The following is a 17,384-nucleotide window of genomic DNA, read 5'->3' as shown; positions in this document are numbered from 1 at the left end:
TTCTCCTTTTCTTTTCTTTATCTGCTCTCATTCTATAAACAAATTGCTAATCAATCGCAAATAAAAAGTAAAAAAAGAGTAAAGATTACGGATGAAGCCTGTACCCGATCCCCCATACAGTTTCAATATATTCTTTATCTGTCACAGCCTTGATCTTCTTGCGGATATTACTTATATGTACGTCTAGCGTCTTTGTCTCTCCCATATATTGCTCTTCCCACGCATATTCAAACATTTCTTCTTTGCTGAATACTTTTTTCGGATGTTTTAACAACAGCTCCAATATTGAAAATTCCTGTTTTGTAATATGAGGCAATTCTGTATTTCCCACTTTTACAGTAAAATCACCCTTATTAAGTTCCAGCTCCTGATAAGTAAATCGGTGTTCCTCCTCTTTTCTCCCTGTTGTTTCTGCCCTTCTGATCTGCACTTCCACTCTGGCAGTTACTTCTTTAATATCAAACGGCTTTGTCACATAATCATCCGCTCCGCCGCGCAAAAATTCCACTTTATCATCAATCGTATCTTTTGCTGTTAGAATGATCACCGGGGTATTTCCTTTCTTTCGAATATCTCTAAGTACTTCTTCCCCCGGAATTCCCGGAAGCATTAAATCAAGAAGTATAACCGAATATCTTTCCCCCTGTAAAATCATTCTTGCTTCCGTACCTGAGAACGCCTGCGTACATATATACCCTTCTTTTTCTAATGCTTCTTTTAAAAGTCCGTTAATATTTACATCATCTTCTACGATTAATACTGAATTTCTATGTTCCATCTCCATCCTCATTTATGTAACAGATGTTTTTATTCCTCTGTTTTCATACGCCTTGTTTATATTTTCTCCGGATTCATATAAAAGTCATTTATTTTATCCATAGCATACAATATTCTTTTTCTCCGGTTTCCGCATCTTTTCCTTCTCTTTGAATACAAAATCCTTCCCTTTCATAAAATTGTACTGCCCTTTTATTTTTTACATATACGTTTAATTCTAATCTTTTTCTCTTTTGTTTTACAAAATCAAGAAGCTGCTTTCCGATACTTTGGGAGCGAACGTCTCCTCTGACAAAAATCCCCTCCACATAATCTTTATCTAATCCGATAAAGCCGAGAATTCCGCCTGTTTCATCAAATATCTCTTCCATCATGTCTTCTGTCTCGAAAACATAGATTTCCGCCTGCAAAAACATCTCTTTAACCGCATCTTTGTAACCTTCCCAATAACACGGATCAATAAAATCATGCGCTTCTTTATTCGCGGCAAGCCAGATTTTCACTGCCGCTTCCAGATCCTGTCTTTGAAATTTTCTGATCACGTCTTTCTCTCCTGCATCTTATCTTTTTATTCTCCGCATTCCGCGGCGTTTAAAAAGTTTCTGCCATCATGTAAAATCAAACAGCGATAACTGATTACTCTGCGGAAGATCTCCAAACAATCCAAGCTCCGCCATCAGATCAATCACAGTCTTGCTGACTTTTGTTCTTTGCCTGAAGTCGTCAAGCGACAGATACGCCCCGTCTTTCGCCGCCTCTTCCACTGCCTCGGCAGCTTTATCCCCCATTCCTTCAATGCTTGCAAGCGACGGCATCAGCTTTCCGTCTACGATCTGAAACATCTTTGCCTTCGCCCTATAAATATCAATCGGAACAAACTCAAATCCACGGGCATACATTTCCTGAACGATCTTCATGTCTTTTAGCACGTCCTGCTCTTTCTTGCTTAGCTGATCCCCTTTACTTTTATACTGTTTTATATGATAATTCAACGTTTCTTTTCCCTGACACATAAGCGCATACGAAAACGCATCCGCCCTGATGCCGAAATACGCCGCATAATATGCAAGAGGATAGTTGATCTTACAGTATGCGATCCGATATGCCATCATAACATAAGCGGCGGCATGTGCTTTCGGGAACATGTAGCTAATTTTTTTACATGACCAAATATACCAATCCGGCACATCCTGTGCTTTCATCGCCTCTTCCCATTCCGGTTTCAGTCCTTTTCCTTTTCGCACACTTTCCATAATCGTAAACGCAAGAGCACTTTCTACTCCTTTGTTGATAAGATAGATCATAATATCGTCTCTCGTACAAATCGCCGTCGAAATCGTCGCCTTTCCCGACTTCACAAGCTCCTGTGCATTTCCAAGCCACACATTCGTTCCGTGCGATAATCCGGAAATACGGATCAGATCCGAAAGTGTCTGCGGTTTCGTATCCTGAACCATTTGAATAACAAAGTCCGTTCCGAATTCCGGTATTCCGAGACTTCCGATCTTACATCCGTCAATATCTTCCGGCTTAATCCCCAACACTTCTGTTCCATGAAACAGTTCGATCACATCCTTATCATCAAGAGGAATTTCGGTCGCAATAAACGGATGATCTGCATTGTATTCATTTTCCATAGCATCCGATGTAATATAGTCCTCCAGTGTACGGATCATCGTCGGATCGTCATGTCCCAGAATATCTAACTTCAACAAGTTATGATCGATGGAATGATAATCAAAATGTGTCGTTGTAATTCCACATTCCATATCATTTGCCGGATGTTGAACCGGAGTAAATTCATTGATATCATGCCCGTGAGGAAGAACGACGATACCTCCCGGATGCTGACCTGTGCTTCTTCGGATTCCCGTACACCCTTCGGTCACTCTTTCTATCTCACATTTTCGTTTTCTTTGCTCATGTTCCTCATAGTAGTTCCGGACAAATCCATACGCTGTCTTATCTGCCAGAGTACCGATCGTTCCAGCCTTAAATGTATGTCCTTCACCGAAAAGAACTTCTGTATATTTATGAGCCTTTGCCTGATAATCTCCGGAAAAGTTCAAGTCGATATCCGGTTCTTTGTCTCCTTTGAATCCTAGGAATGTCTCAAACGGAATATCAAATCCCGCTTTCACAAGCTGTTCTCCGCATACCGGACACTTCTTATCCGGCATATCATACCCGCATCCGCCGGCAAATGAACGCACTTCATCCGACTCAAAATCACTATAATGGCATTTTGAACAATAATAATGCGGACTTAACGGATTTACCTCTGTAATTCCCGCCATTGTCGCAACAAAGGAAGATCCGACCGATCCTCGCGAACCTACAAGATATCCGTCCGCATTTGACTTCCAAACAAGCTTTTGCGCAATGATATACATAACCGCATACCCATTTGAAATAATGGAATTCAGTTCTTTTTCCAGACGTGCGGAAACTTGCTTCGGAAGATCTTCTCCATACATCTCATGAGCTTTCCTGTAACAGATATCCCTTAGTTCCTGATCTGAATTTTCGATAACCGGAGGACATTTGTTCGGATTGACCGGAGAGATCTTTTCAATCATACCCGCGATCTTCACCGGATTATCTATAACAATCTCTCTCGCTTTCGCCGCGCCGAGGTAGGAAAACTCTTCCAGCATCTCATCTGTCGTGCGAAGAAACAACGGAGGCTGACGATCCGCGTCGTCAAATCCTTTTCCCGCCATAATAATCCTTCGGTACACTTCATCGTCAGGATTTAAAAAATGTACGTCGCATGTTGCCACTACCGGCTTTCCGAATTTTTCTCCGAGCTCCACGATCTCCCTGTTGATATTTTGCAGATCTTCTATTGAATTTACATCCGCTATACGTTCACTCTCGATCATAAACTGATTGTTTCCGACAGGCTGTATCTCATAATAATCATAGAATTCCGCCAGCCTCGCAATCTGTTGGGCAGAGCGCTTTTCATGCACTGCCTGATATAATTCTCCCGCCTCGCAGGCGCTTCCGATCAGCAGCCCTTCCCTGTGCTCGTTCAAAAGACTTTTCGGTATTCTCGGTCTTCTTGCGTAGTAAGTCATATGAGATTGAGAGATCAACTGGTACAGATTATATCGGCCGATATCATTTTTCGCCAAAATAATAATATGATGTGTCGGCATTTTCCGAATCGCATTGACATTCCGGTCCCCGTAACGATTCACTTCTTTTAAAGTTCCGACCTGATCCTTTTTCAGCATTTCTGTAAATTTAACAAATATTTCCGCAGTTGCCTCTGCATCATCCACTGCACGGTGATGATTCTCAAGGGAAATATTCAACGCTTTCGCCACGATATTTAATTTATATTTTGACAACGTCGGCAAAAGTACACGTGCCAGCGCTACTGTATCCAGATATACAAACTCATCCGAAAGTCCAAGCGACCGGCAATTCTGTTCGATAAATCCAACATCAAACCCGGCATTGTGCGCGACAAGCACACCGTCTCCTGCAAACTCAAGGAACTGAGGTAAAACAACGTCTATTGTCGGTGAATCCATCACCATTTCGTCTGTGATGCTTGTCAGGTTTGTGATCTCAAACGGAATCGGCCGTTTCGGATTCACAAACGTACTAAAACGATCCGTGATCTTTCCGTCCGTCACTTTTACGGCTCCGATCTCTATGATCGCATCTTTGATTGAACTAAACCCTGTAGTCTCGATGTCAAAGACAATATAAGTATCGTCAAGCGTCTGATTGCCTGCGTTTACTGCAATCTCCGTCAGATCGTCCACAACATATCCTTCCACACCGTAAAGAACTTTAAACGGGTCGTCTTTATCAAGTGTTTCAATATAATGATTGGCGTCCGGAAACGCCTGAGCCACACCGTGATCTGTGATCGCGATTGCAGGATGTCCCCAGTCATGCGCACGTTTTACGATATCTTTTACTTCCGACACACCGTCCATATCGCTCATTTTCGTATGACAATGAAGTTCTACCCGCTTGATTGGACTTAAATCTTCCCTTTGAACCGTAAAATCACCGATCTTTTTAATTCCTGTTACAGAAGCTATCGTAAGTTCTCCGTCAAATTTATCAATCATCGTAACTCCTTTGACTTTTACGAACGCTCCTTTTTTTAATTCCCCTAAGATTTCAGGAAGTTGTTCGTTTTTCGCAAACATTTTCACTGTGATCGTGTCTGTAAAGTCTGTCACAGAAAATATAATGATCGTCTTTTCATTCCGGATTTCTCTTGTATCAAAACTGATAATCTTACCGTGTACTGTGATCTCTCCCATTTCTGTGATCACCTGCTCTAAAGAAATAGGCTCATCTTCAAAATTACGCCCGTAAATCAGATTCGGATCGTCACCGATCTTAACAGGACGGTAAAAATCTTTCTTTCGGAATTCACCTTTTTTAAATTCTCCCTTTTTCACTCCTCCTGATATTGCCGCCGATGTTCCTTTCCCGTCTCGGGATGATACCGATGCTTTATCCGCCGCATTTTCAGATGAAGTTCTTTTTATCTGATCTTTCTTCTCTTCTCCTTCTGCCTGAGGCGTTTCCCCGCGCTGTCTTGCCCGTCTCTCAAAGATCGCATTGATCTCCTGTTGGATTCTCTGTTCATCATATTCCCTGCTTCCTGTTCTGTCAGGCTCTTTGTAATCTACACGGATCTCTGCCGGAATATGAAATCTTTCTGAATACACTTCCTTTAACAGATCCACTATCTCTTCTTTTCGCCCTGCCGAAACAATCGTATCGAGCAGTTCCAGGCAGACTACATTTTCCGCTTCATAGCGGATATCTGCCTGTGCAAACATATTAGATGCAAGCATACTTTTTTCTTTCAATTCGAGGATGATACTCTCCCTGTATTCATTCATAAGCGCTTCTGCAGTATACTGTCCCGAGAGCATATATTCCTCCACAATATGCACCGCAACAGCCGTTTTGGCAAATAACTGATCTTTGATACATTGTTCCATCTGAAAAATCTGCTTCTTCTGAATGAGATGTCTGCTGAAAATATATATGTTAAGAAAATCACGTCGCGAGTTCGTCGTGATCTTCTTAACTTCCACATCTGAAAACAGCAAACGGACATCATCGTCTGCTCTCAACGTCGGAAATACATGAAAAAATTTTTTATCGTCTTTTACCTGTTCCAAATCAACAGCTCCTATATATTCTTTTACACTGATAACAGTAATACGTATTCTTTTTAGCTCTCTTCATCCGGCATGATCCGAATCTGTCACTTTTTCCAGTTTAAAAGTTCCTGCCGCAATGTTTCCAAAAGTTTTTCTTCTTTTACTTTTTTTATGATCTCGCCTTTTTTGATCAGAAGACCTTCTCCGATCCCTCCGGCGATTCCGATATCAGCTTCTCTTGCCTCTCCCGGACCGTTCACTACACATCCCATAACGGCAACTTTGATATCAAGAGGAATATCCTGAACCATCTTCTCCACTTCGTTTGCCAGACCGATCAGATCGATCTTCGTCCTGCCGCAAGTAGGACAGGATACAACTTCGATCCCGCCTTTTCGCAAACCAAGTGTTTTTAATATAAGCTTTGCGCTTCGAATCTCTTCTGCCGGATCTCCGGTCAAAGAAACCCGGATCGTATTTCCTATCCCCTCGTTGAGGATGATCCCAAGACCTATCGAAGATTTTATATTTCCCGAATAAACCGTTCCCGATTCTGTAATACCGACATGAAGCGGATAAGGACATGCCTTTGCGATCAATTCGTGAGCTTTCACGCACATCAGCACATCGGAAGATTTAATACTCACAACAAGATTGTCATATCCCATTTTTTCGATCATATGCACTTTGTCAAGAGCACTCTCCACGATCCCTTCTGCCGTTACACCGTTGTATTTTTCCAAAATATGCTTTTCCAAAGAACCGCTGTTCACACCGACACGGATTGGTACATTGTACTCTTTTGCCTTATCTACAACAGCCTGAACCTTTTCTTCCGAGCCGATATTTCCCGGATTGATCCTAATCTTATCCGCTCCGTTTTCGATCGCGGCGATCGCCAGCCTGTAATCGAAATGAATATCTGCCACAAGAGGAATATGAATTTGTTTTTTTATTTCTTTCAACGCCTCTGCCGCTTCCATTGTCGGAACCGCACAACGAATGATTTCACATCCTGCCGCCTCCAAACGCAGTATCTGATCTACTGTTTCTTTCACATTTTCTGTCTTTGTATTTGTCATCGACTGGATCGTTACCGGATGAGTTCCTCCGATCTTCACATTGCCGATCGCAATTTCTTTTGTGTTTTCCCTGTACATTCTGTTTCTCCTTTTTCCGAACTGTCTTATCGTTTTATTATAACAGAAGAGTTCCGTAAACGGAACTCTTCTTCATCTGATTTGCTGTTACTTCTTTTCTCTTTTGACAAATACAAGCTGATCGCCATATTCACGCTCTGTTAATGTAAGCGTATCTTTCTCTATACTGTAATCATATGTTCCTGAGAGAAGTCCTTCCGCCTGTGTATCCTCAGTGTGAATCGTAAAAACCTTCGTTTTTGTATCCACTTCTGATTGCACCGTCTCAAAAGACTTTTTATCCTCGTCTGTCAGCGTAACTTTTCCGTTACTTTCTATCTTGATCACTTCTCCGCTGTCTTCACTGACCCAAGTTCCCACAAGTGGATTTCCGACAAAGAGTCTCGTCACAAAAAAGACCGCTACGATAACTATAAGTATTGATGATATTGCAACAATCGTTCTCCAAAGCGTACTTCTTTTCTCTTCATTATTTTCTAAAATCATAGATTATTTCGTTTCCCTTCTTTTTCTGTCTCGCTTCGGGTTTTGCACCAAAGCACTCTGTTCTGCATAATTTATTTTCTTTTTTCATTTCTGTCTGACAATCTTAGCGTCGGCAAAAAATTCCGGTACATGGAAACTCGGCACACTCGATAAGATAGGGGAATAAGATGCATAATGTTCGGCTTCTTTTGACTCTGAAATTTTATAAAAATTGCATGTAAAATAGCTTCCTTCTCCTAAATTCAGCGGTCCGTAAATCTTTTCCAAAATTTTAACGGGAACTTTCAATTCTGCCGTCCAGTCATTTTCATGCACTTCTGCATGACATTCAAATCCCACCCGTTCCGCCTCTGTAAAATAAGAACGGTACATCCGTCTGGAACCATATTCCGCATGCAGGACTCCGTTTGCATTTACTGCAAAATTCAAATAATTTTCTTCATTCGCTCTCGAAGAAACCGGCTCGAACATAAGATAAGCTTCCATCACGCTGTCTCTGTAAATCGGGTCATTGATCTCCGTATAAACACGAAGAGGATTCTTTTCTTCACAGATCAGCTTCAAATAGAATGCATCTTGAGGAATAAATCCGATATATCCATACATAGGAGGAAATTTCTCAGTTCCCCATAATGCATTTTCCACACGAAACGGAATCAGATCATCCAACTGCTCTTTTCTTTCTATTATTGCAACCTCTAATTTCATACGATGCACCTCCTCGGCTTTACTACAGAGCACAACTGTTACAGATTAATTATATGTTTATATATAATTTATCAGAAAATTTGTTGTTTTTCAATCCTTCGTATTGCCAATTCAACGCACATCTGCTATAAAATCATTCTCCGCCTAATTTTGATGCCGCAAACCATCCTGCCGCAAATGTCACCACTCCGATCAGCAATGTCACAACAGAGAACGCACTCCAGTCTGTCTTTAACAAAATTGCGATCGGCGATGCGATGATCAGACCGATGATCGCATAATATGCATGGATCTCCGCTTTTGAAAAAATAAATTCGATCAGCTTTGCAATCAGGAAGATCCCGATCACGATCCCGATTCCGAACGGTATCAAAACTTTACACTGCGTCAAAATACCATTTATATCAAAAGCTACAACAGCGTCAATAAATTGATTGATTGTTTTCAGAATCGTATCATAATATCCGAGAAGCATAAGCATCATAGATCCGCTTACTCCGGGAACGACCATCGTTGCAGCCGCAATGATACCAACGCTGAACAACTTGATCATATTTATAATTCCGAAACTTACATCTGCCGCTTTTCCGTTTGTATCCCCAAGCAAAGCCATCAGTATCACTATTCCGAAAAAGATCAAAAATGCGGCGATCTTCCCTGTTGAAACCGAGTGACCTTTCACTTTATTAAAAATAAACGGAAGACTGCCCGCGATCAATCCGCAGAAAGCAAAATTTGTCGGAATCGGATAATTTTCCAAAAGAAACTCAAACAACCTTGAAAGAATAACGATTGCCGCTCCCGCTCCTATGAAAATCGGAATAAGCAGTTTCATGCTGTTCTTAAATTCTGATTTCAGATGCGTGATCGCATGAATCAGTTTATCGTAAAGTCCCATTGCGACCATCATTGTTCCCCCGCTCACTCCGGGAATAATATTCGCAATTCCGACAACCATACCTTGTAACAATTTTTTTATCATTTTCTATGCTCCTATTTTCTTTTTCAGGAAATCAAGAAATATCTTCATCTCCTCATCTGTGCCTATTGTGATTCTAAGATAATCTTTTATCTTAGGATCATTCCAATGCCGCACATAAATTCCCGCTTCTTTTAATTCTTCAAACAATTTAAGCGCATCATATCTCGGATGAGTCACAAACAAAAAATTTGCCTTTGAATCTGTACATTCAAATCCGAGATCTCTGAGTTGCTCTTTTACATTTTCCCGCGTTTGTACTATTTTACTTATATTTGTTTTAAAATATTCCGTATTTTCCAAAGCTGCCGCTCCACATGAGATTGCCGCACAGCTCATTGTATAAGAATTAAACGAATATTTTACATCATTTAAACAACGGATCAATTCCGGATTGGAAACTGCATATCCTATTCGCATTCCCGCCATACTTCTAGACTTTGAAAACGTCTGCGTAACGATCAGATTATCGTAACGGTCAATCAAGCTGATCGCTGACTTTCCTGCAAAATCAACATACGCTTCATCTATGATCACAATATTGTCTCTGTTATGACGCAAAATGTCTTCGATGAAATCCACTTCCTCATAAATCGCCGTCGGGGCATTTGGATTCGGAAAAATGATTCCTCCGTTTACTTTGTAATAATCTTCTTTTACAATTCTAAACTTTCCATCTAATTTCGGGCAGACATACGGAATCCTGTACAAATTTGCCCATACCTGATAAAAAGAATATGTAATATCAGGAAATAATATCGGTTTTTCCGAATTAAAAAACGTAAGGAAGCAAAGCGAAAGCACATCGTCTGATCCGACTCCCACAAAAATCTGATCTTCTCCTACTTTTAATTGATCCGCGAGCGCTTTTATAAGCTTCCCTGAGGTCGGATCCGGATAAAGACGAAATTCATCCTCTTTCAGTTCATCAAAAACCGCTTTCACTTCGGGCGCCGGGGGGTATGGGTTCTCATTTGTATTCAGTTTCACTACCTTTTGCCGCGGCTGTTCTCCCGGAACATACGGATCCACTATACGTATATTATTTAAAAGTTCTTTTCTGACCGTCATTGTCTCTTCTCCCGCACATGGCTTTTTACATTCTTACTATTTATATTCTCCGGCAAGTTCTTTAAATTTCGGCAATGAATTTACGATTGTCTCGTAAGCCACACAATATGCGATACGCACATATCCCGGACATCCGAACGAACTTCCCGGAACGATCAATATGTTATATTTCTTTGCCGCTGCGCAAAACGCCTTTTCATCTTCAACCGGAGATTTGACAAAGAGATAAAATGCGCCTTCCGGTCTGACACATTCAAATCCGAGCTCTTTTAACCCGTTATAAAGCGCCTCTCTGTTTCTGTCATAATAAGAAATATCTGTTTTCGCATTCAAACATGCCTTTACTACTTTCTGCTGAAGTGTCGGGGCATTGACAAATCCAAGAATACGCGTCGCTACACTTGCTGCCGAAATCAAATCTTCGCTGTCTGAAGCTTCACTTGGGATCACAAGATAACCGATTCGTTCTCCCGGAAGAGAAAGCGATTTACTGTAAGAATATCCAACGATCGTATTCGCATAATACTTCGTCAGATAAGGAACTTCCACTCCGTCATATGCCAGCTCTCTATACGGCTCGTCCGAAATAAGATAAATATCCGTTCCGAATTCTTTCTGTTTCTTCTCTAAAATTTCCGCCATTTTTTCAATCGTCTCTTCCGAATATACAACTCCTGTCGGATTATTCGGCGTATTGACGATCACCGCTTTCGTCTTTGCCGTGATCTTTTCTTCAAACTCTGCAAGTTTCGGCTGAAATGTCTCTGTATCAGGTGACACTTCGACAAGCACACCGTCATAATTGCTGACATAACTTCTGTATTCTCCGAAATACGGTGCAAATACGATCACTTCATCTGCCGGATTCAGCAAAGATTTTAAAATAACATTTAATCCTCCTGCCGCTCCGACAGTCATGACGATATTTTTTCCTTCAAATTCTGTGCCGAACCGTTCGTTCAAAGACTGCGCCACCGCTTCGCGCACATCCGCATAACCTGCGTTACTGTTTGTATAACCGTGAAGCGCGATCGGATCTTCCTCATTCAGAAGTTCGATGATCGCATTTTTCACCTCTTCCGGCGCCGGAACGTTCGGATTGCCGAGACTGAAATCAAATACGTTTTCCGCACCGTAAATCTTTGCGAGACGGTTTCCCTCCTCGAACATCGCTCGGATCGCAGAACTGTTTGCCACCATATTTTCCATTTTTTTTGATATCATAGCTGTCACTCCATTTCTTTTACAATTCCTTTTTCCTCAAGAAAAGCCGGTCTATAAGAAAGTTTCGCCTTGCGAAGTCCCTCGGCTCCGGTGTCCTCCTCACGATTCACATATTCATACTCCATACATTCATGCTGTACAAACTGCTGATTGATCATCGGATACGCCCCGTCTACTTCCGCAAACGCTTTTTCAATATGCACGACAAATGTGTCGTCGCTGACCGGTTCTCCGACTGTAAAGGCTACGATCTTTCCGTCTGCTTTTAAAACGCCGCCTTTTAATCCCAACTCTTTATATAAGCGCAAAGAATTCAGCGTCACGCACATCTCTGCATTTTTTTCCGGATCATCTTCACATCCGTTTTTATTTCTCCATTTTAGAGCCATCTGGAAGCAGTCTTCCACATTATCGTCATTTAACGGCTCATAGCTCCAATCCGGATAAAGAGCCTTGAATTTATTGATATGATTCCGCTTCCCATGAAGCTTTTTTCCTGCCAGAGAAGCAAGTTTCTCCGTCTCATACACATAATCTGCCAGATCTCGGTTATACTCGATAAAAAACTTTTTCGGATACCACTTGTCAAGCTGTGCAAACATATGCGGCGTTACATTATACAATATAAAAGGAACGTCTTTCTCTTTGCAATATTCCATAAGAAATTCAAGCGCTTTCTTAACATTCTCCGGTTCTCCCGCCGGATAAGTAAACGAAAGATTTTTCCCGCTGTCTCTAAAAACAAGTGTATCTTCGATGATTGCATACTGTACTTTGTAATGTCTTGACCATAGATATACATTCACAAATGTTCTTTCACAGCTTCTGCTTTGAGCTTTTTCAAAATAAGAGGAAATAATTTCTTTATCTTCCAGTTCCGGCCGTTTAAACGTAGGTTCTGTCATAAATCTTATCCCTCCATTTTTGCAAGCTTCGCTGTTTGATCTGCTGCTATCAGACTGTCGATAATTTCATCCAAATCTCCGTTCAGTATTGTATCTAACTTATGAAGAGTCAGCTTGATCCTGTGATCTGTAACACGTCCCTGCGGGAAATTATATGTTCTGATCTTTTCGGAACGGTCTCCCGTACCGATCTGACTTCTTCTAGCCTCCGCTTCTGAAGCCTGTTGTTTTTCCAATTCCAGATCGTAGAGTTTTGAACGAAGCAGACGGAATGCTTTTTCTTTATTTTGAAGCTGAGACTTCTCCGTCTGGCTGTAAATTACAATTCCCGTGGGATAATGAGTAAGACGGACTGCGGAATCGGTTGTATTGACACACTGTCCTCCGTTTCCCGACGCACGCATAACGTCGATACGAATATCTTTCTCATCGATCACTACGTCAACTTCTTCTGCCTCCGGCATGATTGCAACGGTAATCGTAGATGTATGGATACGCCCGCCGCTCTCTGTTTCCGGAACGCGCTGAACCCTGTGAACTCCGCTTTCATATTTCAATCTGGAATAAGCTCCCTGACCTGTTATCATGAATACGCACTCTTTGAATCCTCCGATTCCGTTTTCGTTCAAAGAGATCATCTCTGTCTTCCATCTTCGGCTGTCCGCATAATGAACATACATACGGTAGATCTCAGCCGCAAAAAGCGCCGCTTCATCACCGCCTGCGCCTGCCCGGATCTCAACGATAACGTTCTTATCATCATTCGGATCTTTCGGGAGCAGAAGGATCTTCAGCTCCTGTTCCAATTCTTCTACACGTTTTCTCGAATCGCTCAACTCTTCTTTCGCAAGTTCTCTCATCTCTTCGTCAGACTCTTCCTCAAGCATCGCCAGACTGTCTTCGATGTTCTGCCTGCACTGCTTGTACTCATTGTAAGCCTCTACGATCGGCGCAAGATCACTTTGCTCTTTCATCAGTTTTCTAAACCTTACAGGATCGTCCGCCACACCCGGCTCCTGTAACTCTCCCATAACTTCTTCATATCGAATTAACAAATCTTCTAATCTGTCAAACATTTCTCTTATCCTTTCCTGTACACCTTATCTGTATACTGTCCTGTATATTTTCTATACACTTTGTAAAACTACCCACTGTCTAAAGCTAATGGGCTTGCGGCAAACTTATTTTCAACTATACATGCCATATACGACGCGGTCAAGTCCTGCAAGATCTTTTTTCACTTCAATATTTTCATACCCAGCCTCTTGAAGCAGCGTTTTTACCGCTTCCGCCTGATCGCTTCCGATCTCAAATATAAGCCATCCGCCGCGCTTTAAATACTGTCTGCTTTCTTTCACGATGATCCGATAAAAATAAAGACCGTCCTCTTTTCCGTCCAATGCCTTGATAGGATCGTGAAATCTGACTTCCTCTTGGAGCCGCTCTATTTCAGATGTCCGTATGTAAGGCGGGTTTGAAAGAATCATATCAAAACTTCCTTCTACGTTTTCAAACAGATCTCCTTGCACAAACTTCGCTTCTATACCGAGCTTTTTCGCATTTTCAACCGCAACAGCCAGCGCTTCTTTTGAAATATCCGAGCCGACGCCGTAAATATCTATTTTTCGTTTCCTTCTTACATAATGCAGCATACTCAAAAGAATGCAGCCTGATCCGGTACAAAGATCAAGAATCCGGACTATTTCCTTATGTTTCTTTTCTTTTTCAAGCAGACACAAAGCCTGTTCTACAAGAACTTCTGTATCCTGACGGGGAATAAGTACATGTTCGTTTACCAGAAACGGAAGTCCCATAAATTCCTGTACCCCGGTAATATGTTGGAGCGGAATCCTCTCTGCCCGCCTTTTGATACACTCTTCATACTGTATTTTTTCTTCTTCAGTCAATTCTTTTTCCGGGTATGCATAAAATACTGCCCTGCTGATCTTTGTCACATATTCTAATAAATACCATGCATCGATCTTTGACTCTTCGACGCATGCCTTTTCTAACAATTCGACGCCCCATGCATACGCTTCTTTATAATTCATTGTTCTTCTCCTGCCACTCCCGCCAGTCAAACACTTTCTCTACCGCACAGATCGCCACTTCGATCATACTGTCATCCGGTTCTTTCGTCGTCATATTTTGAACCCACATTCCCGGCTTACTCAAAAGATTCACAACCGGATTGTCACTGTTGCCTGCCAATTTGATGATTTCATAAGAAACACCTGCAATAAGGGGAAGAAGCGCCAACCTGATAACAATGCGCATCACCTGTGACTGCGCCGTAATAAAAAAGCAAAATATCACACTTACGATCATCACAAAAAAGAGAAAACTTGTTCCGCATCGTTTGTGCTGTTTTGAACTTTTCCTCACATTTTCCACATTCAGTTCTAATCCGTGTTCGATACAGTTAATACACTTATGTTCTGCCCCGTGATACATAAAGGTTCTTTTTATATCTTTTGTCCTTGAAATAAGAAAAATATAAATCAAAAAGATCGCAACACGGATCACACCTTCAAAAACAGTCACCGCAACACGGGATGACGTCACCCGTTTCAAAAGTCCGCTCAGCACATAGGGCAGTATCATAAACAATGCCGCAGCCGCCAGCAACGAAATGACTACCGTAATGTTCATAATGATCTTCTCTTTCTTTTCTCTCTTTTGCGCCTCTTCTTTCGTCAAAAGTTCGCCTTCCTCTTCTTCCTCAAAAAACGAAGCAGAATACATCAACGTCTTCATTCCAAGAACAAGAGAATCCACAAAATTAAATATTCCTCTTATAAAAGGAATTTTCAGAAGAACTTTCCACGGAATCACACTATGATAATCCCACACTTCTGATTCTATCTCTCCATCCGGCTTTCGTACTGCCACAGAATACTTTCCGCCGTTTCTCATCATAATGCCTTCCAGCACTGCCTGTCCGCCAATATTCGATGATCGCATAATTTCCCTGCTTTCTCCTTTACTGTCTGCCGGAATCTTAACTAAGAGAATTGCTTTCTCAGTCTGACCTGTACAGATTTTTAATTACTGAAAAACTAACGTATTCTCAGTAAAGAAAAGAGGCTGAGATGATCCCACCTCAGCCTGCTTCATTCGCTTCTTATTTAATACCGTATTTTTTATTAAACTTATCAACACGGCCGCGTGCCTGTGCTGCTTTCTGCTGTCCTGTATAGAACGGATGGCATTTGGAGCAGATTTCAACGTGGATGTTCTCTTTTGTAGAACCTGTTACAAATGTGTTTCCACAGTTGCAAGTCACAGTTGCCTGATGATATTCTGGATGGATTCCTTCGCGCATGATTTTCACCTCTCTATTTCAAAATAGTTATTATAATCTCTAAACAGCTTCCTCATTGTATCACAAGTTATTTCCTTTTGCAACTATTTTTTAGATAAACTTCTGACGAATAACCTGCTGCACTAATTCTGCATTTGATTTTGTCCTCGAAAACATATTGATCAGATTGTCTGCGGCTTCTTCCGCTTTCATTCCGTTTAACGCCTTCCGGATAATGTAACTTGCTTCTTGTTCCTCTTTATTAAGAAGAAGATCTTCTCTTCTCGTTCCGGAACGCGGAATATCGATTGCCGGAAACACTCTTTTCTCCTGAAGTTTTCGATCAAGCATAAGTTCCATATTTCCTGTTCCTTTGAACTCTTCGTATACGACATCGTCCATCTTACTTCCCGTTTCTACGAGAGCAGTGGCCAGAATAGTAAGACTTCCGCCTTCCCGCATTTTTCGGGCTGCTCCGAAAAAGCGCTTCGGACTGTAAAGAGCTGCCGGATCAAGACCTCCCGACAATGTTCGTCCCGATGGCGGAACGGTCAGGTTATATGCCCGTGATAATCTTGTAATACTATCTAAAAGGATCATTACATCCCGGCCATGTTCTACGAGACGCTTTGCCCTTGCGATCAACATCTCCGATACCCTTTTATGATGTTCCGGAAGTTCGTCAAACGTAGAATATATTACCTCTACATTCGGTCCTTCGATCGCTTCTTTAATATCAGTTACTTCCTCCGGCCGTTCATCGATCAGTAATATAAGAAGGTGCATGTCCGGTTCTGTTTTCTGTACCGAAAGCGCAACTTCTTTTAAAAGAGTTGTTTTTCCCGCTTTCGGCGGAGAAACGATCATCCCTCTCTGACCTTTTCCGATCGGCGAAATCAAATCCATAATCCGCATCGCCGTACTGCTTCCCGGCTGTTCCAGACGGATTCTGTCTTTTGGAAATATCGGCGTCAACTCTTCAAAGTTCGGTCTTTTCGCAGCTTCCGCCGGGTGATATCCGTTGACTGTAGTTACATAAAGAAGGGCGCTGAATTTTTCACTCTGCGTTTTAATCCTTGTATTTCCAGACAATATATCTCCTGTTTTAAGTCCGAACCGGCGGATCTGTGCAGGTGAGACATATACGTCATTTTCTCCCGGAAGATAGTTGTCACTTCTGATAAATCCAAAACCGTCGGGCATGACCTCTAATATTCCGCTTACCGAGCATCCGCTGTCAAGCTGTTCCATATCTGTCTCCGGCTTCTTATCCTTCGCCTCTCTATGTTCCTTATTTTCTTTCAATTCAGAAGCTGCTTTTTCCTCTCTATTTTGATTTTGCATTTCTTTCAAATGCTCCTGCGAACTTTCTTTTTGTTCCGAAAGCTTCTCCTGATCTTCCTGCTCGTCAAGAGAGATCATCGCTTCGATCAAATCTGCTTTTTTTAATGTAGAAACGCCTTTCATTTTTCTCGCTTTTGCCAACTCTTTTAATGTTGCCAGCGGGAGAGATTCATATTTTTCTCTTGTCATAATCCAACCCTTTCATGAAATATAAGAAATATAAACAAATCGGTTTCTTCAATTTTTTCTAAATGCTCCGGGAATCACTGTCTG

At 41.6% G+C, this 17,384-nt stretch carries 15 protein-coding genes; all 15 read right to left on the bottom strand.

Annotated elements, in window-relative coordinates; genetic code table 11:
* Positions 1-85 precede the first annotated feature (85 nt).
* Positions 86-778: a response regulator transcription factor gene (locus RUMTOR_RS03790; protein ID WP_009242222.1), complete on the bottom strand. Its 693-nt coding sequence runs from the start codon at positions 776-778 to the stop codon at positions 86-88.
* 88 nt (positions 779-866) lie between these two features.
* Positions 867-1,319, bottom strand: coding sequence for a GNAT family N-acetyltransferase (locus RUMTOR_RS03785; protein WP_009242223.1), 453 nt, complete (start codon positions 1,317-1,319; stop codon positions 867-869).
* A gap of 66 nt (positions 1,320-1,385) precedes the next feature.
* Positions 1,386-5,948: a PolC-type DNA polymerase III gene (locus tag RUMTOR_RS03780; protein WP_044997936.1), complete on the bottom strand. Its 4,563-nt coding sequence runs from the start codon at positions 5,946-5,948 to the stop codon at positions 1,386-1,388.
* An 86-nt stretch (positions 5,949-6,034) separates the two neighbouring features.
* Positions 6,035-7,090, bottom strand: a complete 1,056-nt coding sequence (ispG, locus tag RUMTOR_RS03775) for a flavodoxin-dependent (E)-4-hydroxy-3-methylbut-2-enyl-diphosphate synthase (RefSeq protein WP_004845778.1) — start codon at positions 7,088-7,090, stop codon at positions 6,035-6,037.
* Positions 7,091-7,177: 87 nt separating this feature from the next.
* Complete coding sequence (locus tag RUMTOR_RS03770) at positions 7,178-7,576, bottom strand: hypothetical protein (RefSeq protein WP_004845777.1); 399 nt, start codon at positions 7,574-7,576, stop codon at positions 7,178-7,180.
* A gap of 84 nt (positions 7,577-7,660) precedes the next feature.
* On the bottom strand, positions 7,661-8,284 hold the full coding sequence (locus RUMTOR_RS03765; protein ID WP_004845775.1) for a carbohydrate-binding family 9-like protein: 624 nt from the start codon (positions 8,282-8,284) through the stop codon (positions 7,661-7,663).
* Positions 8,285-8,417: 133 nt separating this feature from the next.
* The gene (locus tag RUMTOR_RS03760; RefSeq protein WP_004845774.1) at positions 8,418-9,266 is read right to left on the bottom strand and encodes a DUF368 domain-containing protein; all 849 of its coding nucleotides are present in this window, start codon (positions 9,264-9,266) and stop codon (positions 8,418-8,420) included.
* Positions 9,267-9,269: 3 nt separating this feature from the next.
* On the bottom strand, positions 9,270-10,334 hold the full coding sequence (gene hisC / locus RUMTOR_RS03755; RefSeq protein ID WP_004845773.1) for a histidinol-phosphate transaminase: 1,065 nt from the start codon (positions 10,332-10,334) through the stop codon (positions 9,270-9,272).
* Between the two features lie 36 nt (positions 10,335-10,370).
* Positions 10,371-11,558, bottom strand: coding sequence for a pyridoxal phosphate-dependent aminotransferase (locus RUMTOR_RS03750; protein WP_004845772.1), 1,188 nt, complete (start codon positions 11,556-11,558; stop codon positions 10,371-10,373).
* A gap of 5 nt (positions 11,559-11,563) precedes the next feature.
* On the bottom strand, positions 11,564-12,463 hold the full coding sequence (locus RUMTOR_RS03745; protein ID WP_004845771.1) for a DUF2156 domain-containing protein: 900 nt from the start codon (positions 12,461-12,463) through the stop codon (positions 11,564-11,566).
* A 5-nt stretch (positions 12,464-12,468) separates the two neighbouring features.
* Complete coding sequence (gene prfA / locus RUMTOR_RS03740) at positions 12,469-13,539, bottom strand: peptide chain release factor 1 (RefSeq protein ID WP_004845770.1); 1,071 nt, start codon at positions 13,537-13,539, stop codon at positions 12,469-12,471.
* 111 nt (positions 13,540-13,650) lie between these two features.
* On the bottom strand, positions 13,651-14,514 hold the full coding sequence (gene prmC, locus RUMTOR_RS03735) for a peptide chain release factor N(5)-glutamine methyltransferase (RefSeq protein WP_004845769.1): 864 nt from the start codon (positions 14,512-14,514) through the stop codon (positions 13,651-13,653).
* Entirely contained in the window at positions 14,504-15,427 is a 924-nt protein-coding gene (locus RUMTOR_RS03730; RefSeq protein WP_004845768.1) for a DUF1385 domain-containing protein, read from the bottom strand. The genes prmC and RUMTOR_RS03730 overlap by 11 nt, the downstream gene beginning before the upstream one ends.
* A 160-nt stretch (positions 15,428-15,587) precedes the next feature.
* Positions 15,588-15,788, bottom strand: coding sequence for a 50S ribosomal protein L31 (rpmE, locus tag RUMTOR_RS03725; protein WP_009242226.1), 201 nt, complete (start codon positions 15,786-15,788; stop codon positions 15,588-15,590).
* Positions 15,789-15,878: 90 nt separating this feature from the next.
* Complete coding sequence (gene rho, locus RUMTOR_RS03720) at positions 15,879-17,300, bottom strand: transcription termination factor Rho (RefSeq protein WP_004845766.1); 1,422 nt, start codon at positions 17,298-17,300, stop codon at positions 15,879-15,881.
* Between the last annotated feature and the right edge of the window lie 84 nt (positions 17,301-17,384).

It is taken from the genome of [Ruminococcus] torques ATCC 27756 (assembly GCF_000153925.1).
GTDB lineage: Bacteria > Bacillota > Clostridia > Lachnospirales > Lachnospiraceae > Mediterraneibacter > Mediterraneibacter torques.
This window is presented reverse-complemented; position numbering and strand designations above follow the sequence as displayed.

Bases quoted from the DNA above. Each gene is read 5' to 3' on its own strand.
- RUMTOR_RS03790 (WP_009242222.1), bottom strand. From the start codon at position 778: ATGGAACATAGAAATTCAGTATTAATCGTAGAAGATGATGTAAATATT.
- ispG (WP_004845778.1), bottom strand. From the start codon at position 7,090: ATGTACAGGGAAAACACAAAAGAAATTGCGATCGGCAATGTGAAGATC.
- RUMTOR_RS03770 (WP_004845777.1), bottom strand. From the start codon at position 7,576: ATGATTTTAGAAAATAATGAAGAGAAAAGAAGTACGCTTTGGAGAACG.
- RUMTOR_RS03765 (WP_004845775.1), bottom strand. From the start codon at position 8,284: ATGAAATTAGAGGTTGCAATAATAGAAAGAAAAGAGCAGTTGGATGAT.
- RUMTOR_RS03760 (WP_004845774.1), bottom strand. From the start codon at position 9,266: ATGATAAAAAAATTGTTACAAGGTATGGTTGTCGGAATTGCGAATATT.
- hisC (WP_004845773.1), bottom strand. From the start codon at position 10,334: ATGACGGTCAGAAAAGAACTTTTAAATAATATACGTATAGTGGATCCG.
- RUMTOR_RS03750 (WP_004845772.1), bottom strand. From the start codon at position 11,558: ATGATATCAAAAAAAATGGAAAATATGGTGGCAAACAGTTCTGCGATC.
- RUMTOR_RS03745 (WP_004845771.1), bottom strand. From the start codon at position 12,463: ATGACAGAACCTACGTTTAAACGGCCGGAACTGGAAGATAAAGAAATT.
- prfA (WP_004845770.1), bottom strand. From the start codon at position 13,539: ATGTTTGACAGATTAGAAGATTTGTTAATTCGATATGAAGAAGTTATG.
- prmC (WP_004845769.1), bottom strand. From the start codon at position 14,514: ATGAATTATAAAGAAGCGTATGCATGGGGCGTCGAATTGTTAGAAAAG.
- RUMTOR_RS03730 (WP_004845768.1), bottom strand. From the start codon at position 15,427: ATGCGATCATCGAATATTGGCGGACAGGCAGTGCTGGAAGGCATTATG.
- rpmE (WP_009242226.1), bottom strand. From the start codon at position 15,788: ATGCGCGAAGGAATCCATCCAGAATATCATCAGGCAACTGTGACTTGC.
- rho (WP_004845766.1), bottom strand. From the start codon at position 17,300: ATGACAAGAGAAAAATATGAATCTCTCCCGCTGGCAACATTAAAAGAG.